General features: G+C 59.9%; 19 protein-coding genes. 10 read left to right on the top strand and 9 right to left on the bottom strand.

Translation table 11 applies throughout. The features are described from left to right. The first annotated feature begins 75 nt into the window (after window positions 1–75). The 8 genes from EAO39_RS07895 (at window position 76) to EAO39_RS07855 (ending at window position 8,072) form a co-directional block, all read left to right on the top strand. Entirely contained in the window at window positions 76–2,223 is a 2,148-nt protein-coding gene (locus EAO39_RS07895) for an EAL domain-containing protein (RefSeq protein ID WP_240466926.1), read from the top strand. Between the two features lie 367 nt (window positions 2,224–2,590). After that, window positions 2,591–4,144: a fumarate hydratase gene (locus EAO39_RS07890; RefSeq protein WP_120966917.1), complete on the top strand. Its 1,554-nt coding sequence runs from the start codon at window positions 2,591–2,593 to the stop codon at window positions 4,142–4,144. Window positions 4,145–4,416: 272 nt separating this feature from the next. Next, entirely contained in the window at window positions 4,417–4,725 is a 309-nt protein-coding gene (locus tag EAO39_RS07880) for an NIPSNAP family protein (protein ID WP_120966915.1), read from the top strand. A 303-nt stretch (window positions 4,726–5,028) separates the two neighbouring features. Continuing rightward, window positions 5,029–5,691, top strand: coding sequence for a TIGR02117 family protein (locus EAO39_RS07875; protein ID WP_120966914.1), 663 nt, complete (start codon window positions 5,029–5,031; stop codon window positions 5,689–5,691). 140 nt (window positions 5,692–5,831) lie between these two features. Continuing rightward, complete coding sequence (locus tag EAO39_RS07870) at window positions 5,832–6,257, top strand: GFA family protein (RefSeq protein ID WP_120966913.1); 426 nt, start codon at window positions 5,832–5,834, stop codon at window positions 6,255–6,257. A gap of 15 nt (window positions 6,258–6,272) precedes the next feature. After that, window positions 6,273–6,860 carry a hypothetical protein gene (locus EAO39_RS07865; RefSeq protein WP_120966912.1) on the top strand — a complete coding sequence of 196 codons (588 nt, stop codon included), beginning with the start codon at window positions 6,273–6,275 and terminating at the stop codon, window positions 6,858–6,860. Window positions 6,861–6,927: 67 nt separating this feature from the next. After that, window positions 6,928–7,536 carry a DUF938 domain-containing protein gene (locus EAO39_RS07860; RefSeq protein ID WP_120966911.1) on the top strand — a complete coding sequence of 203 codons (609 nt, stop codon included), beginning with the start codon at window positions 6,928–6,930 and terminating at the stop codon, window positions 7,534–7,536. A gap of 17 nt (window positions 7,537–7,553) precedes the next feature. After that, on the top strand, window positions 7,554–8,072 hold the full coding sequence (locus tag EAO39_RS07855; RefSeq protein ID WP_120966910.1) for a DUF2199 domain-containing protein: 519 nt from the start codon (window positions 7,554–7,556) through the stop codon (window positions 8,070–8,072). Between the two features lie 135 nt (window positions 8,073–8,207). Here EAO39_RS07855 and EAO39_RS07850 read toward each other — a convergent pair whose 3' ends face one another. From EAO39_RS07850 to EAO39_RS07815, 8 genes are all read right to left on the bottom strand, one after another. Further along, complete coding sequence (locus tag EAO39_RS07850) at window positions 8,208–9,083, bottom strand: TIGR00730 family Rossman fold protein (protein ID WP_120966909.1); 876 nt, start codon at window positions 9,081–9,083, stop codon at window positions 8,208–8,210. Between the two features lie 235 nt (window positions 9,084–9,318). Beyond that, window positions 9,319–9,696 (bottom strand): fluoride efflux transporter CrcB, encoded by a 378-nt coding sequence (gene crcB, locus EAO39_RS07845; RefSeq protein WP_120966908.1) that lies wholly within the window; start codon window positions 9,694–9,696, stop codon window positions 9,319–9,321. A gap of 33 nt (window positions 9,697–9,729) precedes the next feature. After that, a complete protein-coding gene (gene mnhG, locus EAO39_RS07840) occupies window positions 9,730–10,185 on the bottom strand; it encodes a monovalent cation/H(+) antiporter subunit G (RefSeq protein ID WP_240466925.1) in 456 nt (151 codons plus the stop codon). Then, entirely contained in the window at window positions 10,182–10,460 is a 279-nt protein-coding gene (locus tag EAO39_RS07835) for a K+/H+ antiporter subunit F (RefSeq protein ID WP_120966907.1), read from the bottom strand. Before EAO39_RS07835 ends, mnhG begins: the two co-directional genes overlap by 4 nt. After that, window positions 10,457–10,957 carry a Na+/H+ antiporter subunit E gene (locus EAO39_RS07830; protein WP_120966906.1) on the bottom strand — a complete coding sequence of 167 codons (501 nt, stop codon included), beginning with the start codon at window positions 10,955–10,957 and terminating at the stop codon, window positions 10,457–10,459. The genes EAO39_RS07835 and EAO39_RS07830 overlap by 4 nt, the downstream gene beginning before the upstream one ends. Next, window positions 10,954–12,804 (bottom strand): monovalent cation/H+ antiporter subunit D, encoded by a 1,851-nt coding sequence (locus EAO39_RS07825; protein WP_120966905.1) that lies wholly within the window; start codon window positions 12,802–12,804, stop codon window positions 10,954–10,956. The genes EAO39_RS07830 and EAO39_RS07825 overlap by 4 nt, the downstream gene beginning before the upstream one ends. Further along, window positions 12,801–13,166, bottom strand: coding sequence for a Na+/H+ antiporter subunit C (locus EAO39_RS07820; protein ID WP_120966904.1), 366 nt, complete (start codon window positions 13,164–13,166; stop codon window positions 12,801–12,803). The genes EAO39_RS07825 and EAO39_RS07820 overlap by 4 nt, the downstream gene beginning before the upstream one ends. Next, a complete protein-coding gene (locus EAO39_RS07815; protein WP_120966903.1) occupies window positions 13,166–16,141 on the bottom strand; it encodes a monovalent cation/H+ antiporter subunit A in 2,976 nt (991 codons plus the stop codon). The genes EAO39_RS07820 and EAO39_RS07815 overlap by 1 nt, the downstream gene beginning before the upstream one ends. 371 nt (window positions 16,142–16,512) lie before the next feature. Between EAO39_RS07815 and EAO39_RS07810 the strand changes: the two genes are divergently transcribed. Then, window positions 16,513–17,112: a hypothetical protein gene (locus EAO39_RS07810; protein ID WP_240466924.1), complete on the top strand. Its 600-nt coding sequence runs from the start codon at window positions 16,513–16,515 to the stop codon at window positions 17,110–17,112. A 159-nt stretch (window positions 17,113–17,271) separates the two neighbouring features. Next, a complete protein-coding gene (murI, locus tag EAO39_RS07805) occupies window positions 17,272–18,168 on the top strand; it encodes a glutamate racemase (RefSeq protein WP_120966902.1) in 897 nt (298 codons plus the stop codon). A gap of 5 nt (window positions 18,169–18,173) precedes the next feature. Here murI and EAO39_RS07800 read toward each other — a convergent pair whose 3' ends face one another. Beyond that, window positions 18,174–18,749: a YgjP-like metallopeptidase domain-containing protein gene (locus EAO39_RS07800; protein WP_120966901.1), complete on the bottom strand. Its 576-nt coding sequence runs from the start codon at window positions 18,747–18,749 to the stop codon at window positions 18,174–18,176. Window positions 18,750–18,787: the final 38 nt, after the last annotated feature.

Genomic DNA, 18,787 nt, shown 5'->3' with positions numbered 1-18,787 from the left:
CTGCTTGGCTTCAGAACCCTGCGCAATACCGATTCGATGTTTGCTGAACTCCCCCTCTACACACCCAGCAGCTACATGCCCTCAAGCTACAACCCGCTTGTCGTGGCAGCCTCGATTGCGATTGCGGTCCTGGCCTCTTTTGTGACCCTGGATCTGGCCCGACGCGTGCGCCTGGCCAACAGACAGATAGGACGAGTCTGGTGGATCAGCGGCTCCATGGTGATGGGCACCGGCATCTGGGCCATGCACTTTCTGGGCATGCAGGCTTTCCAGCTACCCATCACGCTGGGATACGAAGGCCTGATGACCCTGGCCTCCTGGGTAGCGGCCGTCGTTACGTCGGGGATTGCACTGGGCGTGGCCGCCATGCCCAAGTACCGCTGGCCGCAGCTGACCCTAGGAGCGCTGACCATGGGTGGCGGCATCTGTGCCATGCACTACATAGGCATGCACGCCATCGTGATGTCGGTGCCCATAGAGTGGGACCCGGTGCTGGTTCTGGTGTCGGTGCTGGTGGCCGTGCTGGCCTCGGCCACGGCGCTGACCCTGTTTCGCGTGCTGTTTCACGTCCGGGGCAAACGTCTTTTTGCGCTGCAGACGCTGGCGGCGCTGGTCATGGGCGTGGCCATTTGTGGCATGCACTACATAGGCATGTCGGCGGCCCACTTCGCGCAGGGGGCTTTGTGCCTGAGCGCCGATGCCCTCGCCGGCCCCGAGCTGACCACGGTGATCCTGATCACCACGGCCATGCTGCTGATCAGCACCTTGTTCACCACGCTGCTGGACGCCCGCCTGCAAAGTACGGCTTTTCGGCTCAACCAGTCGCTGCAGGAAAGCAATGCTAGGCTGCAGAACGCCAATGCCGAGCTGCAAAAGCGCGCCTTTGCCGACCCGCTGACCAATCTGCCCAACCGTCTGCTGTTTGAAGACCGGCTGTTGCACGCACTGCTGCGCATGGAGCGCACCAATCACTTGGGAGTCAAGGAGCGCCTGGGCATTCTGTTTGTGGATCTGGACGGCTTCAAGCCCATCAACGACTCTTTCGGTCATGCGGCGGGCGACCAGATTCTGCAAAGCGCTGCACAGCGCCTGAACGCACAGGCACGCAACAGCGATACCGTGGCGCGCGTGGGCGGCGACGAGTTTCTGGTGCTGCTGGAAGATGTGCAGGACATCACGGCCTGCATCACCATGGCCAACCGGATTCTCAAAAGCCTGGCCGAGCCCTTTCAGGTGGCGGGCAAAGAGCTGCAGATCACCTGCTCGATTGGCGTGGTGGTTCACCCCGACCATGGTGATCGCGAGCATCTGATTGCCAATGCCGACGCAGCCATGTATGCCGCCAAGCGCAACGGAGGCAATGGCTATGCCGTCTTCGAGCCCCATATGGGAGGCGATGCAGCCGAGCAACTGGAGCTTCAAAACGATTTGCGCCATGCCATACAGCGCGGCCAGATTTCGCTGCACTACCAGCCCAAGATTGACGCCGAGCTCGGGCAGATCATCGGTGCCGAAGCACTGCTGCGCTGGAACCATCCCACCCGCGGCATGGTCAGCCCCGAGGTCTTCATTGCGCTGGCCGAGCGCTTTGGCATCATCAACGCGCTGGGCAGCTGGGTGATTCAGGAAGCATGCCGCCAGCTGGCACAGTGGAAGCAGACGGGCCTGAACATGCGCGTCGCCATCAATCTGTCGGTGCACCAGCTGCGCGAAAGCGGTCTGGCCGAACGCATCGCCCAGGCCCTGGAGCATCAGGGTGTGGACGCCTCCATGCTGCTGTGCGAGATCACCGAATCCGTGGCCATGGAAGACACCCAGGCCACACAGCGCACTTTCGAGGAGCTGCGCCGCATCGGCGTCTATCTGTCGATTGACGATTTCGGCACCGGTTACTCCAGCCTCAACTACCTGCGCCAGCTGCCGGCACAGCAGCTGAAGATCGACCGCAGCTTCATCCGCGACCTGGAAACCCAGGGCGATGCCCGAGCCGTGGTGGATGCCGTGGTGCGCCTGGCCCACGCCCTGGGCCTGCGCGTCGTGGCCGAAGGGGTGGAGACCGCAGGCCAGCGCGACATTCTGGTAGCCATGCATTGCGACGAGCTGCAGGGCTATCTGTATGCCAAGCCCATGCCGGCCGAAACCTTGCTGGCCTGGGCCCAGGGCCAAAAGCCGGACGGAGCGGCCGATTTCTCGGATTCGGTGATGGGCAGCCTGACCTACTGAGCAGGCTGGCCGCGCCCACACATTGCGTGCCCCGCCCCATGCCGGCTCAAGAGTTCAGAGCCTGCATGGGGGCCAGGCGGACAGCAGCTGGGCATCAGGGCGGTATTTTCATGGCCGAAATACCAAGTAAAACAGGCCTAAAACGCTTTTAATACGTATGTATTTCGCTCTCATTTTTGATGATCAAAGTGTCCCAGCGCCCCCCTCAGTTCACGGGATGCAGTAAGCTCGCCCACCTCAAGTCCTATATAAGACTAGTCGGCTTTGAGCTGCAAGCGCAGACGCTTGCGCCGATAATCAGCGGCTACCAAAAAAGTTTTCCCGCGCCCACCCCTGGCGCAAAATTTGCCAACCGAGAAGCTTCACGATGACGACCTCCATCCGCCAGCAGGACCTGATCGATTCGATCGCAGGTGCCCTCCAGTACATCAGCTACTACCACACGCCGGATTTCATCCAGCATCTGGCCCGCGCCTATGAGCGCGAGCAAAGCCCTGCGGCCAAGGATGCAATGGCCCAGATCCTGACCAACTCCAAGATGAGCGCCACCGGCCAGCGCCCCATCTGTCAGGACACCGGCATCGTCAACGTGTTCCTGAAGGTGGGCATGGATGTGAAGTGGGAAGACTTCACCATGGGCCTGGAAGACGCCATCAACGAAGGCGTGCGTCGCGGCTACAACCACCCCGACAACACGCTGCGTGCCTCGGTCGTGGCCGACCCGCACTTCAAGCGCAAGAACACCAAGGACAACACCCCCGCCGTGATCAACGTGCAGATCGTGCCCGGCGACAAGGTGGACGTGACCGTGGCAGCCAAGGGCGGCGGCTCGGAGAACAAGTCCAAGATGATCATGATGAACCCCAGCGACGACCTGGTGGACTGGGTTCTGAAGACCGTCCCCACCATGGGCGCTGGCTGGTGCCCTCCAGGCATGCTGGGCATAGGCATTGGCGGCACGGCCGAAAAAGCCGTCCTGCTGGCCAAAGAAAGCCTGATGGAAGACCTGAACATGTACGAGCTGCAGCAAAAAGCTGCCAGCGGTGCAGAGCTCGATGACGTGGAAAAGCTGCGTCTGGAGCTGTTCGAAAAGATCAACGCCCTGGGCATTGGCGCCCAAGGCCTGGGCGGCCTGACCACGGTGCTGGACGTCAAGATCAATCTGTACCCTACGCACGCAGCTTCCAAGCCCGTGGCCATGATCCCCAACTGCGCCGCCACCCGCCACGCCCACTTTGTCATGGACGGCTCCGGCCCCGTGTACCTGGACCCGCCTTCGCTGGACACCTGGCCCAAGATCGACTGGGCACCGGACTACAACAAGTCCAAGCGCGTGGACCTCAACACCTTGACCAAGGAAGAAGTGGCCAGCTGGAAGCCCGGTGACACCATCCTCTTGAACGGCAAGATGCTAACCGGCCGCGATGCTGCCCACAAGCGCATTCAGGACATGCTGGCCAAGGGCGAGAAGCTGCCCGTGGACTTCACCAACCGCGTGATCTACTACGTGGGCCCCGTGGATCCCGTGCGTGACGAAGTGGTTGGCCCTGCAGGCCCGACTACCGCCACCCGCATGGACAAGTTCACCGACATGATGCTGTCGCAGACCGGCCTGATCTCCATGATCGGCAAGTCCGAGCGCGGCCCTGTCGCCATCGAAGCCATCAAAAAGCACAAGAGCGCTTACCTGATGGCCGTGGGCGGCGCCGCCTATCTGGTCTCCAAGGCCATCAAGCACGCCAAGGTGGTGGGCTTTGAAGACCTGGGCATGGAGGCCATCTATGAATTCGACGTGGTCGACATGCCTGTGACCGTGGCCGTCGATTCCGGCGGCACCAGCGCCCACATCACCGGTCCTGCCGTGTGGAAAGAAAAGATTGCCACCGGCGAGTTCAAGGGCATCAGCGTGGCCGGTGCCTGATTAGCGCCTTGCAAGCACTTTGACCTAATAAAAAACCGCCTTCGGGCGGTTTTTTCATGCCCGTCTGTGCCGGCCCGCCGCCTTGCCTTGCGCTTGGTTGTGCCTAGGGCTGGCTGCGGCTACCAGGCCCTGACCATTGAAGTAACTGAAATTTTGAGTATTTTTGCCGCCAACGCCTTGTTTCATATACGCTACTAGCTCTTGTTCCAATAGCAAAAACCTCAGACCTGGGCCGCCGGCCTTGTTGACTGAATCCATACAGGAAAGCTTTCATGATCACCTGCTATCTGCGCTATGTCATCGACCCCTACAAGCTGGCCGAGTTCGAGCATTACGGCAAGCTGTGGATACCGCTGGTGGAGAAATTTGGCGGCACCCACCATGGCTACTTTCTGCCTTCGGAAGGGTCCAACAATATTGCCCTGGCCATGTTCAGCTTTCCCTCGCTGGCCCTGTACGAGGATTACCGGGCCCGCTCCATGGAAGATGCCCAGTGCCAGGCCGCCTTTCAATATGCGACAGATACGCGCTGCATCATCAGCTACGAGCGCTCCTTCTTTCGCCCCGTGTTTTCTGCCTGAGCTCCCAGACGGCCAAAGATGACAAGGCCTGCCGATAGCTCAATAGCCCAAATATTGCTAGCGTGAATCACTCATAGATTGACTCATCATCCCGGGAGTGATCACCATGGAATGGATTGCAAGCCTCGGCCCGGCCTTTGACTTTGGGGCTGTCCACGTCCAGGGTTTCGCTCGGAGTAGAAGCCGCAGCGGGCTGCAACCCGATCGCCATACCTTGGCAATCAAGCGCCTGGGCGCCCAACCCGTGGCGGCGACAGCTCTGCCCGGCGGCCGTCGCAAGCCCCGAGCCATCTGATCATTTTCATGCGCACCTTACTCAAACGACTGCTTCTGAGCCTGCTCGCCCTGGGCATTCTGGGCTGGCTGGTATTGCACTGGCAGCCCCGGCGCACCTCGACCGCCGCCGTCACCGGCAATGTGCGCATTCATATCGTGGCCAACGGCTGGCATGCCGGCATTGTGCTGCCGGCGCAAGCCCTGCATGAGCGGTTGCCCGCCCTGCGCCAGCGCTTTCCGGATGCTGCCTACTATGAGATCGGCTGGGGCGATGTGGGCTTTTACCGGGCCAAGAGCATCACCGCCGGCCTGGCACTGGAGGCCTTGTTTGCGTCCCGTGGTTCGGTCATGCATGTGGTGGCCGTGCCGGATGCCAGCCAGTTTCTGCAAGGCAGCGATGCCGCCAGCCTTTGCGTGGACAACCAGGCCTATGAACGCATGGCCGAAGTGATTGCCGACAGCTTTGCCCACGCCCCTAACGGCCAACCTGTGGACGCAGGCCCCGGCATCTATGGCGACAGCCAGTTCTATCTGGCCAAGGGCAGCTACAACCTGCTCAATACCTGCAACCGCTGGACTGCCAGCGTGCTGGCCGCCGCAGGAGTGGATATCTCGCCCCGCCTGAGCCTGACCGCTGGCAGCGTGCTGCGCGGCAGCCGTGGCAGCCATCTGGCCTGCCCGGCCCCCTAGAGCAATGCACTGCTAGGGCCGCCCAATCCATCTTGAGCACCAAACGTTCGGCCTGTACACCTCACCTTGGGTAGATGCCGACCCCGTTGGCGCCGGCAGCCGTTACCATGGACCAGTCCATTGATTCGAGGAGAGAGCCCATGAACGAGAGAACTGGCCATTGTCTTTGCGGTGCCGTGAGCTTCAAGCTGAACGCCGAGCCACAGATGCCGCGTGTGTGCTGGTGTCGCGACTGCCAGCATCTGGCGGCCAATGGCACGGTCAACTTCATGATTCCCACCGAGGCGCTCACGGTATCGGGCCAGTTGGCCGAGTTCCGCAAGACAGCGGCCAGCGGCAATGAAATCACCCGCCAGTTCTGCCCCCAGTGCGGCTCCCAGCTGTTTGCTTTTTCCTCGGCCCGTCCGCAGTTTCGCGTGGTGCGCGCCGGCAATCTGGACGATCCCTCCTCCATCCGCCCCATCATGAATATCTGGGCCTCCAGCGCCCCACAATGGGCTTGCATGGATCAGAGCTTGCAGCGACTTGAGGGCCAACCCCAGCCGCCTGCAACGCCGCCCCGCTAAAAGAAAGCCGAGTGCATGCCCACAACCCTGCCTTTGAGGCTCTGCGCTCTGGCTGCTTCGGCCATGCTCAGCGGCTGCCTGGTGCCCGAGCGCTTTAACGCCAGAATCACGATTCACCCCGATGCGGCTTATAGCTACCGTTTCAACGGCACCGTGGTCGACGCCATGGCCTTGCTGAAGCAGCACCGGCAAGGTGTGCTCAGCGACAAGGATCACCAGGGCTTGGCGGCCGAAGCCCAGAAACTCAGCGAAGAGCCGGATGTGAAGAAAGCCGTCTATCTGGGCAATGCACGCTACACACTGGAGATGGATGGCAGCCGGTCCGCAGGTGAGCCCCTGAAGCTGCTGGACATGTTCAGCGTGCAAACCGATGCAGAGGGTGTGATGACCATTACCGCCAAGGCACTCAAGAACAAGGAAGGAAGCAATCTGGCGCAGTTGGGCATACATGTCGATGGCACGCTGCAGGTTCGTCTTCCGGCCAATGCTCAAGTGATTTCGCAAAATGCCAATGTCACACCGGTGCAGGGCCAGAGCTCTTATCGCTGGAACATGGGTCGCCTCGATCAGCGGCCCGAAATGCAAATTCGCTTCCAACCCTGAGCACGACAAAAGCCGACGCGCCAACTCCGCAAATATGGATCCTACTTTTTCCACTTATTCTCCCGGCATGAACTCCAGTGCACTTCCCTTTTCTCAGGCCTGTGAAAACAACCAGGCGCCCATCTTCGAGGTGCTGCAAACCGTGTTTTCCGACCGCGCCCATGTGCTGGAAATCGGCTCCGGCACCGGCCAGCACAGCGTGTACTTTGCACCGCGCCTGCCGCATCTGCTCTGGCAAACCAGCGATCTGACCGAGAATCACACCGGCATCCGGGCCTGGCATGCGGCGCACCCGGCGCCCAATCTGCGCCCGCCTGTGGAGCTGGACCTGAGCTGCAGCGAATGGCCGGAGCTTGCGACGCCCCCGGATGCCATTTTCACCAGCAACACCTGCCATATCGTGGCCTGGCCGCTGGTGCAAAAGCTGTTTGCCCTGGCGGGGCATCTGCCGGCCCAGGGCGTGCTGGCCATTTACGGGCCTTTCAACTACGGGGGGAAATTCACCAGCGACAGCAACCGCGCCTTTGATGCTTGGCTGCGCGCGCGCGATGCCCACAGCGGCATACGCCACTTTGAAGATATCGAAGCGCTGGCCCGCAAACACGGCCTGGCACTACAGCAAGATCAGGCCATGCCTGCCAATAATCGCGTCCTGGTCTTTCGCAAAATTGACTGAAACTCCGGAGTCTGTTGATGGCCGCCCTATTCGCCTTCCGCTGCACCAGCTGCGACGAGATTCATGAAGGCTCTCCCAGCTTTGGCTTTGACGCGCCTTCGCCCTATACCCGGCTCAGCGAGGAAGAAAAGCGGGACATCGCCGAGCTGAGCGACGACTTTTGCGTGATTGCCTACCCCGAAGGCACGCAGTACTTTGTCCGGGCCCTACTTGAAGTACCCATTCTTGGCGTGGAAGACCCATTTCTTTGGGGCGTCTGGGTCTCGGCCAGCGAGAAAAGCTTCAGGCGCTATCTCGATACCTTTGACGAGCCCCAGCCAGGAGACGGCTTTTTTGGCTGGCTGGCCAATCGCATAGGCATCTACCCCACAGAGCAAAGCCGCGGCGCCGATGTCTGGATTCAAACCGACGGTACGCGCCCGCGCGTCGTGCTGCACCAAAGCGAGAGCGCTAGCGATGCGCTGGCCAGGGATCAGCGCGACGGCATCTCGGTCCGACGCGCGCAGCAGCTGGCCGAGCAGGCCATGCACGGCTGATTTAATGCCATTTCAGCCCGTAGTGATTATGAATAAAGCGCTACACGCTACGAAAAATATAGCAAATCCATTCACCCCGAAACCATGAAAAAGAGCTGCCTAGGCAGCTCTTGGATTGGCAGCAGATTGCCGTGTTCAGACAGTCCAGCCTTCGTTGTAGTACTGCTGGATGAAGCGCCAGGCTTCGGCCGGGTCGTCGGTATAGCGAAACAGGTTCAGATCCTTGGCCGAGATCGTGCCTTCCTCGATCAGCGCATCGAAGTTGAGCACTTTCTTCCAGAACTCCGAACCAAACAGAATCACCGGCACCGGCTTACTCTTGTGGGTCTGCACCAGCGTCAGTACCTCGAACAGCTCATCCATGGTGCCAAAGCCGCCGGGGAAGGCCACCAAGGCCTTGGCGCGCATCATGAAGTGCATTTTGCGCAGGGCAAAGTAGTGGAACTTGAAGCTCAGATCGGGCGTGATGTAGGGGTTGCCATGCTGCTCATGCGGCAGACCGATATTCAGGCCGATATTGGGTGCACCTGCATCGTGGGCACCGCGATTGGCCGCTTCCATGATGCCAGGCCCGCCGCCGGTGCAGATATACAAACGCTCTTGCGGCGGCAGCTTCATGCCTTCGCTGGCCACGATGTGGGCGAAGGCTCGGGCGGCCTCATAGCGCTCGGCATTGCGCACGGCGCGCTGGGCCAGTGCGATCGCTTGCGCATCGCCGCTTTTCTGCGCCTCGGCCAGCTGTGCTGCGGCCTGCTCGGCATCCACAAATCGGGCGCTGCCGTAGACCACCACAGTGTGCTCTATGCCGCGCTCGATCTGGGAGAGATCGGGTTTGAGCAGCTCCAGCTGCATGCGGATGCCGCGCGTCTCGCGGCGGAACATGAATTCCGGATCGGCAAATGCCAGCCGGTTGGATTCGGGTTCCAGCGGCTTACCGTTGTGTGCATCGTTGTGCAGCTCAGTCCAGGCATTGGCCAGATCGGTGTCGGACAGGGGAGAAGAGATTTGCATGGACCCTCACTCAATAAAACAGCTCAGCCAGCTGACTTTCATCTGGCCACAGCGTCTGGAGAAAAGCTGTGGCTGCTGCTGGCCGTGGCCTAACTAACAAACCGTCAAATGCGCCTGCAGCGCAGATGATGATTGCACTATACGCTCACAAACTCATAGCCTGAGCCAGTATTTGGCCTCTATTCGCCAGCATTGCTTGAAGCCATAGTCATCAATGCAACAAGCGCAGGCCGCGTCATCGGCCGGTCACATAACTCCAGCTTTGCATACCCATGAAAGTCATGGTCAAAGAGCCAAACAAATGCAGGCCGGTCCAGCCCAGCGCAGCAGCCAGGCGCTGATGCTGCAGCATGGCAATCACCTCGGAGGAAAAGCTGGAGAAAGTGGTGAGCGCCCCCAGAAAACCGGTGATGATGGCCAGCCTCCAAGCCGGGTCCAGCTGGGGCATGCTCTGAAACAAGGCCACAAAAATGCCGATCAGATAGCCGCCGATCAGATTGGCAGCCAGCGTGCCCCAGGGCAATGCCGCGCCCGAGCTCAGCCACAGGCCCAGCCACCAGCGCGACAAGGCGCCCAGGCAGGCGCCGATGCAGATGGCAAGAATATTGAACATGAAACCAATCTAGCGCAAACCGCAACGGTCTGCTTATGCCTTGGCAGTGCCCTCGCTGGCAGCTCCATCGGGGGTTTCGGCAGGCTTGGTGCCTTCAGCCATTTCGCTTGCTTCCTGGGGCTCGTTGCGCACCAGATTGCTCAGTGTCAGAGGCACAGGTTCTCCCGCCCTGCGGCCACGGAACAAGGCCGCGCGCATCAGAAAAATCGTGGTGATGGGCACGGTCACGGCGATGAAAATCGCAATCAGCACCGAGTGCATGACAAAGCCCTGGCCGCTGACCGAGAAATAAATCCAGGTCGCATGCATGATCAGCCAGCAGCCCATGGTGGCAATGATGGAAGGCGCGTGCACGCGCTCGAAATAGCTTTTGAGACGCACCAGGCCCAGCGAGCCCAGCAGCGCAATCAGCGCCCCGGCCAGCACCAGCGCGGCCACCAGCACCTGGGCCCATAGCGGCAGATCAGCGCCCATGACATCCGTACTCATTCGATCACCTCGCCGCGCAGCAGGAACTTGGCCATGGCCGTCGAGCCCACGCAGCCAAACAAGGCGATGAGCAAAGCTGCCTCGAAGTAATTGGTGCTGTCATACAAGATGCCCATGACCAGCATGGCCAGCATGCCGTTGAGGTACATGCAGTCCAGTGCCAGCACGCGATCCTGTGCATGCGGACCTTTGAGCAGGCGCACCACGGCACAGCCCATGGCCACCAGCAACATGGCCAAAGCCAGACCTATGATCCAATAGAACCAGGGTTTCATTCAAAAATCTCCATCAGCGGGCGCTCATAGCATTGCTTGATGTGGTCTATGACCTCTTGCTCGTCATTCACTTCCAGTGCATGGATGAGCAGCATCGAGCGATCCCGCGAAATCTCTGCCCAGGCCGTGCCCGGCGTCAGACAGACAATCATGGCCAGCACGGCCAGACCATTGGGGTCGCGCAAATCCAGCGGAATGTGCACAAACGCGGCCGGGTGCCTGCGCATTTTGGGAAACAGCAAAAACCTGAGCACATTGAAATTGGAAACCGAGGTATCCCACACCACCTGCAGCGCCAGGCGAACAATCGTCAGCGGATGACTGACGCGCACCGGCAAGGGGCGCAGGCCGCGCAGCAAGACAGGAATCAGCAAGCCCAGCAGGACGCCGAGTACGATATAGCCCGAGCTGACCGAGCGGTTGAGCAGCAGCCACAGCACCAGCAAGGCCACAGACAGCAGCGGTGCGGGAAAGATGCTTTTCATGAGATTTTTCATGGACGCATCTCCTTGTGTGCCAATGCATTGCCGCTGGTTTTGAGCTTCATGGCGCCCAGCGCCTGCAACTCGACTTCAGGCTCGGGTGCAGAAATGCCTTCCACCGGCGGCTCTTCCATGGCCAGAGCCGCCGCACGTGCCGCAGCCTGCGGACTGGCTTTCTCCAGTGCCTTCTTTTCCTTGGGTGCTGGCACCGGCTCCATGCCCAGCACGGTTTGCACATAAACATCGGGCGAATGCAGGGCATTGGCCGCGCGCTGGGTGTAGCGCATGACGTCATTGCCCTTGACCGTCAAGGCCACGCAGCACAGCAGCAGCAAGGCAATGGGCAGGCCTTCGGCCACCTGGAGCGAAGGTGCGTTCTGCTCGGGATTGGCCCAAAAGTGGCGAATGCCAGCCCGGGTCAGCGCCACCAGCGCCATCAAACCGGTAACGATGAGCAAAGCCACCATCAGCCAGCCCATCCAACCCATGAGCATGCCATTGGAAGTACCCAGCCCCAACGGGTTGAGCAAAGTGGTGAGCATTGCAAACTTGCCCACAAAGCCCGACAGCGGCGGCAGGCCCGAAATCAGCAGCGTGCAGACCATGAAGCTCAGGCCCACAAAGGCCGCAGCCGCCGGAAAAGCCCGGCCGATCAACAGCTCTTCATGTTCGTCAAGATTGAAGCCCACGGAGGGCAGGAGTTCGGCATTGAGAAACGGCGCCTCATCATCCTCGTAGGGCTCGCCCTCCTCTTCATCGGCACGCCAGCGGTCCACCACGTCGGCAATCAGAAACAAGGCGCTGACGGCCAGGGTGGAGCTGGGCAGGTAATAAAGCAGGCCGGCCGTCAGCAGGTTCTCGCCAAATCCCGTGGCGGCCAGCAAGGTGCCCGACGAAAGAATGGCCGCAAAGCCTGCCATATGCGTGAGGCGCTGGGAGCCCAGCATGCCGATGGCACCAAACGCCATGGTGACCATGCCGCCCAAAATCAGCCAGCTGCTGCCGAACAGGGCCGAGGCACCGGCCTCCGAGCTGAACAGCAGCGTCCACAGACGCAAGATGACATAGACCCCCACCTTGGTCATGAGGGCGAACACCGCACCTACCGGCGCCGTGGCAGCGCTGTAGCCGGGCACCAGCCAGAAGTTCAGCGGCCACATGGCGGCCTTGATCAAAAAGGCCGTACCCAAAATACCGGCGGCCGCGTGCAACAAGCCTCTATCCGCCTCATGCACCTGGGGAATGGCGCGGGCCAGGTCGGCCATGTTCAGCGTGCCGGTAATGCCGTAGAGCATGGACACGCCGATCAGGAACAGCGAGGACGCCGCCAGATTGATGGCGATGTAGTGCAAGCCGGACTGTATGCGGGTGCGGCCCGAACCATGGAGCAGCAAACCGTAGGACGCGGCCAGCATGATCTCGAAAAACACGAACAGATTGAACAGGTCGGCCGTCAGGAACGCACCGCACAAGCCCATGAGCTGCAACTGGAACAGCGGGTGAAAATGCACGCCGGCTCGATGCCAGCGCGCCGCCGAAAACATCAGCGCAGCCAAGGCCACCACGTAAGTGACCAATAACATCAGCGCCGTCAGACGATCCAACGCCAGCGCAATACCAAAGGGCGCAGGCCAGTTGCCCGGCATGTAAACAGCCATGGTGACGGGCGCGCCGGCCTGATTGGTCCAGCCCAGCAGCATGATCACGCTTGCCAGCCCGATCACGGTGGAAATCAGGTTCATGCCCAGCTTGAAGCGCTGATGCTCCTCGCGCAGGAACAGCATCAAGGCCGCCGTGAACATGGGCAGCATGATGGGTGCCAGCATCAGATGCGGCATCAGATTGGCGATCCACTGCGTCATAGCATTTCCTGCTCGGTGCGCGAATGAACGCCATCCACATGGTCGGTCCCGGAGGAGCCGCGCGACGCCAGCAGCACCACCAGAAACAGCGCCGTCATGGCAAAGCCGATGACGATGGCGGTCAACACCAGTGCCTGAGGCATGGGATCGGCATAGTGGGCCAGATCGGTGGGCACGCCGTTACGCAGCACCGGAGCCTTGTTGATGGCCAGCCCCTGGCGGCCCATGCTGAAAATGAAGAGATTGACGGCATAGGACATCAGGGCCAAGCCCATGATGACCTGATAAGTACGTGGGCGCAGCAACAGCCACACGCCCGAGCCGGTGAGTACACCGATAGCCAAAGCCAGAATCAATTCCATCACATACCTCCTCGGGCCAATGCCTCGGCAGTCGCCGCCTGCACGGCAGCCTCCGCTTCCTTGGCTTCTTGTTCACGTTCTTCGATCAGACGCGCATGAAAACGGTGGCCACGTACCGATTGGTGGGCAATCGCAGTCAGGATCAGCATGGTGGAGCCAACCACCAGCGCAAACACGCCAATATCAAAAAACGTAGCACTTGCTATATGTATGTGGCCCAGCAGCGGCAGTTCGAAGTCAAAGCTGTGGCTGGTCAGGAAAGGGTAGCCAGCCACGATGGAGCCCATGCCCGTGGCCAGAGCGCACAGCAGGCCGGCCGCGATCCAGCGGCGTGGATACAGCGGCAGATGAGCCTCCACCCAATGCGTGCCGGAGATGATGTATTGCATGAGCAAAGCCACAGAGAACACCAGTCCCGCCACAAAGCCGCCGCCGGGCTGGTTGTGGCCGCGCATGAAGATGTAAGCAGCCACCAGCGTGGAAAACGGCAACAGCAGTCGCACCAGCACGGCGGGCACCATGAGATAGCCCACAGCGGTGTCGCTGGCGTTGCGTGGATTCAGCAGATCGGTCTGCAAGTCTCCTGGCACATAGCGCTGCTGCTCCGGAATATCCATGGTTTCGCGTGCGGGGCGAAAGCGCCTGAGCAGCGCATAAATCACAATGGCCACAATGCCCAGCACCACAATTTCGCCAAAGGTGTCAAAGCCGCGGAAATCCACCAGCATCACATTGACCACGTTGGTGCCGCCGCCGCCGCTGAGTGCATGCTCCAGGAAGAAAGTGGAAGAGCTTTCGTAGAAGGGCCGGCTCATCATGGCAAAGGCCAGCCAGGCCATGCCGCCACCGGCAATCAGCGAAAGAATCAGATCGCGCAGACGGCGCACCTTGGCGCGCGCGTCAAAGCTATCGTTGGTACGCATGGCCTTGTCACGCTTGGGCAACCAGCGCAGGCCCAGCAGCATCAGCACCGTGGTGGCCACTTCCACCACCAGCTGCGTCAGGGCCAGATCGGGGGCCGAGAACCAGAGAAAGGTCAGCACGGTACATAGACCCGTCCCGCCCAGCATGATCAGCGCCGTCAGTCTGTGGTACTTGGCTTTCCAGGCCGTGCCCAGGGCACACAGGCCGCCAATGATCCACAGCAACACAAACGAGGGCGAGATGGGCAAGGTGCCACGATCTCCCAGCTTCATGCCTTGCAACCACAGCGGCAAAGCCAGGGCAACAATGGCCACGCAGACCAGCCACAGCATTTGCCACTGCAGCCGCCGTGTGGACAGCGCCCTGCGGCCCGCACGACCGGCCAGGGTGATGCGCGCCAGCAGGTTTTCAAACGCCCGGCTGCCGCTGATACGGCCCAGAAGCGGTGTATCGTCAAAACGCCCCAGCTCACGCTGCCAGCGCAGCATGGTGTAGAGCACAATGCCGCCCGCCAAAGCCACCAGGCTCATGATCAGCGGCATATTCCAGCCATGCCAGATCGCCAGGCTGTACTCCGGCAATTCGCCCCCGACTACAGGCCCAGCCGCAGCAGCAAGAAACCCGCCCACGGCCCAGGCCGGGAAGATGCCCACGATCAGGCAGGCCATGACCAGCAACTCCACAGGCACGCGCATCCAATGCGGGGGCTCATGCGGGGTGTGTGGCAAATCCGTGGCCTTGGGGCCAAAGAACACATCGGCCGTAAAACGCAGCGAATATGCCACGCTGAACATGCCCGCCACCGTGGCCGCCACCGGCAGCACTGTCTTGACCCAGGGTGCGGCATCCAGATACACAGTTTCGGCAAAAAACATCTCTTTGGAGATGAAGCCGTTGAGCAGAGGCACGCCCGCCATGGCCGCACTGGCCACACAGGCCAGGGTGGCCGTAATCGGCATCAGATGCCGCAAGCCCGAGAGACGGCGGATATCGCGCGTACCGCTTTCGTGGTCCACAATGCCGGCCGCCATGAAGAGTGAGGCCTTGAACGTGGCGTGATTCATGATGTGAAACACAGCCGCCACCGCTGCCAGCTTGCTATTCAAGCCCAGCAGCAATGTGATCAAGCCCAGATGGGAAATCGTGGAATATGCCAACAATCCCTTGAGATCATGTTGGAACATGGCGCAATAACCGCCAATGAGCAAAGTTAAGGCTCCGGCCCCACCCACCATCCAGAACCAGGCATCGGTGTCCCCCAGCACAGGCCACATGCGTGCCAGCAAGAACACACCGGCCTTGACCATGGTGGCCGAGTGCAGATATGCAGATACCGGCGTGGGTGCGGCCATGGCATTGGGCAGCCAGAAATGAAATGGAAATTGAGCACTTTTGGTGAGCGCACCCATCAAGATCAACACCAATGCCGGCAAATACAGATGACTATCGCGAATCTGCTGACCCGCGGCCAGCACATTGTCCAGATCGTAGCTGCCCACCACATGACCCAGCACCAGCATGCCCGCAAGCATGGCCAGCCCCCCGGTACCCGTTACCGTCAACGCCATGCGCGCGCCACGGCGCGCATCCTTGCGGTGGTACCAGTAACCGATCAGCAAAAACGAGAAAAGACTGGTCAGTTCCCAGAAAAACACCAGCTGAATGATGTTGCCCGACAGCACCACCCCAGCCATGGCACCCATGAAGGCCAGAAAGAAGGAGAAAAAACGCGGCACAGGATCGGCCGGCGACATGTAATAGCGGGCATAGAGCACCACCAGTGCTCCGATGCCAAACACCAGCATGGCAAACATCCATGCGAAGCCGTCGATGCGAATCACCAGATTCAGACCCAGCGCAGGTAACCAGGCGATTTCCTGGCGCAGAACCGTCCCATCAGCCACCTCGGGGAACAACATTCCCACCTGTACCGCACACACCAGAGCAATGATGCCTGCCAGAGTTGACTCTGAATTGCGTGCATTTGCAGGCAAAAAGGCAGCAAGAAGGCTGCCAACAAAGGGAAGTAGTACGAGGGTAATCAGGGGCATGGGCGAACCATTCTAGGGGCAAGCGCTTATTGCCCCGCTATAAAAACCTGAGCATCCACAGGATTTAATCCAAAGATAGCCTTCAATTACCATCAGAAAAGGCTGGTAGCAATCTGATCAGAGCAAAACCTCAGAGCACCTGTATGCAGACCCATTTCACCAAAAAAGAGCCAATTTCCAAACGTTCACAACGGCATTCAACACCATTCAGTCCATCATGCCTATCCGGAGTTATCAGTCTCCGAGCCGCTCCTGAGTCCAGCAGACTGCTGGCGCCCAACCTGCCCGCTGGGTCTGAGGCATACCGGCGGTTCGTGCCGTGGATCGACAACAGACTGGCATAGTCTCTGACCCGAACTGGAAACTTTGGCATGAACCGGAAGATAAATGGACTTTGGCAAAACGGCACACCCAATCACCAGAAATGGCTGATCTCTATATTCCTGCTCTGCTTGCTGGGCGCACTGGCGCCGATTTTTTGGCGTGGGTTCATTCCCGCAACTCACTGGCGCATCACGGCTACCTATCTGGCCCTGCTATTGATAGCTGCTAGCTGCATGCTGCTACGGGCTTTGTATCGGCGCGGCCTATGGCGACCGGCAGGCCCCTGGCTCACTTACAGCCCATTGAAACGCTGGCTGATGGCGCCGCTTTGCCTGGCTTTTTTCTTTGGCGTGCTGTGGCTGGATATTTCGTCCAGCCTGCCCATGGCCTACACCGTGCTGCGAGGCCAGGACAGCAGCCGAACGGCCATGGTAGAGAAAAAGCGTGGCTCAGGCAAAAGCTGCCCCTACCAGTTCAAGATCAAAGGCGTTGGCTATCTTTTTTTTGAATTCTGCATTGATGGCGAAAGCTTTGAACAATACCCAGCGGGTTCTCTTTCCGCACTATTGAACGTGCGCCAATCCTTTTTCGGAGAATTTGTGCAATCCATACAAATAAGCACCACTGAAGGCGATTTAAATGAATGATGCGCAACATAACGACAAGTGCTGTTTTTGCTTGAAATAACCCAAGGCCAACAAGCCATGGCAGCGCCATCCTTGTGATGCCCCCAAGCTCACCTCAGCTGCTTGATACGGCGCATACTCGCGCCCAGTTTTGACCATACTCTGCGAAACGCCAGCTCCATGCCCACTTTCAACTCACCCATAGGCATTTTTGACAGCGGCGTTGGCGGCCTGAGCGTGCTGCAAGCCCTGAGGCATGAGCTGCCTCATGAGCATTTTGCCTATCTGGCCGACAGTGGCAATGCCCCATACGGCGATGCGCGCGGAGACGCCTTTGTGCAGGAACGCACTCTGGCCATCGCCCAGTACCTTCGCCAGCAGCACGACATCAAAATTCTGGTGATTGCCTGTAACACCGCCACGGCCGCGGCCGTGGAGACATTGCGCGCCCAGATGCCGGATCTGCCGGTCATTGGCGTGGAACCGGCGATCAAGCCCGCGTCTTACTCCAGCCAGACCCACCACGTGGGGGTGATGGCCACGCGCGGCACCATTACTAGCCATCGCGTGGCACGCCTAGTGGACGAACACGGTCAGCGCGCTCGCTTTCATCTACAGCCTTGCGACGGATTGGCAAAAGCCATAGAGCGCAGCACGGAGTTGCCGCTGCCCGCAGACCCAGAAACTACCGAAATAAGAGCACTCTGCGCAACATATACAAAGGCTTTAGGTAGTTTTGGCCAAAAAACCGGGCAAATGGACACCTTGGTGCTGGGTTGCACCCACTATGTGTTTGTCAAAGACGATTTGCGCGCCCTGCTGGGACCTGATATCCAGTTCCTGGACACCGGCGCTCCCGTGGCACGCCAGACCCGTCGCATGTTGGAGCAGCACCAGACGCTGCTCACCGAAATCAAGACAGCATCCGACGAAGTGATCGCCGGCGCGGTGCAGATACAGCTGATGACGACCGGAAGCCTGAGTGCACTGCAAGCCGCCGCCCAGCGCTGGCTGGAGCTACCTGCACAAACCTGCGTCCAGGTGCAGGTACCGTCACTCAGCGCACAGGTCTGCTGAAGCCTTCAAGCAAGCACGTCCGCCGACGAACTCCAAAGAGGTTCGCCGCCTTGGTCCAGATGGCTGAGATACAGGCGCACATCAAATTCCAGCTGATGGTAATCAGGCGCCATATGGGTGCATAGCTGATAGAAGGCCTTGTCGTGATCCATCACGCGCAGATGCGCCAACTCATGCACGCAAATCATGCGCAAGAATGCCTCGGGCGTCTGCTTGAACATGGACGCCACATGAATCTCGTGGCGGGCGTTGAGCTTGCTCCCATGGGCAATGACCCGGCGGGTGTGCAGACCCAGCGCGTTGCGCACCACATGAATCTTGCTGTCATATGCCACTTTGTGCAGCAGCCCGGCATTGCGCAAATGCTCGGACTTGAGGCCATCCACATAGTCGTACAGAGCCTTGTCGTTGCGCATGGCATGCGCTGCCGGGTATTTTTGCAGCAACCATCGGCCAGCCTTGCCGGCCTGCAACCAGTCTCGCGCCTTGTTTTGCAGCGAAGAGGCATAGCCGGCCAGATAAGGCAAAGCCATTGGCAAACACCCGCCCCCGGAAACCGCAGGCACCGATTTCTTGCGCATCTGGGGCGTGATTGCACCTGAGTATTTCGGGGTGGGTA

Source organism: Comamonas sp. lk, from assembly GCF_900564145.1.
GTDB lineage: Bacteria > Pseudomonadota > Gammaproteobacteria > Burkholderiales > Burkholderiaceae_C > Comamonas.
The sequence above is the reverse complement of the archived record's forward strand: the minus strand, read 5'-3'. Positions and strand labels throughout refer to the sequence as shown.

Coding starts and splice junctions, on each gene's coding strand:
- EAO39_RS07865 (WP_120966912.1), top strand. CDS start 6,273: ATGCCCACAACCCTGCCTTTGAGGCTCTGCGCTCTGGCTGCTTCGGCC.
- murI (WP_120966902.1), top strand. CDS start 17,272: ATGCCCACTTTCAACTCACCCATAGGCATTTTTGACAGCGGCGTTGGC.
- EAO39_RS07815 (WP_120966903.1), bottom strand. CDS start 16,141: ATGCCCCTGATTACCCTCGTACTACTTCCCTTTGTTGGCAGCCTTCTT.
- EAO39_RS07835 (WP_120966907.1), bottom strand. CDS start 10,460: ATGAAACCCTGGTTCTATTGGATCATAGGTCTGGCTTTGGCCATGTTG.
- EAO39_RS07850 (WP_120966909.1), bottom strand. CDS start 9,083: ATGCAAATCTCTTCTCCCCTGTCCGACACCGATCTGGCCAATGCCTGG.
- EAO39_RS07800 (WP_120966901.1), bottom strand. CDS start 18,749: ATGCGCAAGAAATCGGTGCCTGCGGTTTCCGGGGGCGGGTGTTTGCCA.
- EAO39_RS07825 (WP_120966905.1), bottom strand. CDS start 12,804: ATGACGCAGTGGATCGCCAATCTGATGCCGCATCTGATGCTGGCACCC.
- mnhG (WP_240466925.1), bottom strand. CDS start 10,185: ATGAGTACGGATGTCATGGGCGCTGATCTGCCGCTATGGGCCCAGGTG.
- EAO39_RS07810 (WP_240466924.1), top strand. CDS start 16,513: ATGAACCGGAAGATAAATGGACTTTGGCAAAACGGCACACCCAATCAC.
- EAO39_RS07890 (WP_120966917.1), top strand. CDS start 2,591: ATGACGACCTCCATCCGCCAGCAGGACCTGATCGATTCGATCGCAGGT.
- EAO39_RS07870 (WP_120966913.1), top strand. CDS start 5,832: ATGAACGAGAGAACTGGCCATTGTCTTTGCGGTGCCGTGAGCTTCAAG.
- EAO39_RS07860 (WP_120966911.1), top strand. CDS start 6,928: ATGAACTCCAGTGCACTTCCCTTTTCTCAGGCCTGTGAAAACAACCAG.
- EAO39_RS07880 (WP_120966915.1), top strand. CDS start 4,417: ATGATCACCTGCTATCTGCGCTATGTCATCGACCCCTACAAGCTGGCC.
- EAO39_RS07895 (WP_240466926.1), top strand. CDS start 76: ATGCCCTCAAGCTACAACCCGCTTGTCGTGGCAGCCTCGATTGCGATT.
- EAO39_RS07830 (WP_120966906.1), bottom strand. CDS start 10,957: ATGAAAAATCTCATGAAAAGCATCTTTCCCGCACCGCTGCTGTCTGTG.
- EAO39_RS07855 (WP_120966910.1), top strand. CDS start 7,554: ATGGCCGCCCTATTCGCCTTCCGCTGCACCAGCTGCGACGAGATTCAT.
- crcB (WP_120966908.1), bottom strand. CDS start 9,696: ATGTTCAATATTCTTGCCATCTGCATCGGCGCCTGCCTGGGCGCCTTG.
- EAO39_RS07820 (WP_120966904.1), bottom strand. CDS start 13,166: ATGGAATTGATTCTGGCTTTGGCTATCGGTGTACTCACCGGCTCGGGC.
- EAO39_RS07875 (WP_120966914.1), top strand. CDS start 5,029: ATGCGCACCTTACTCAAACGACTGCTTCTGAGCCTGCTCGCCCTGGGC.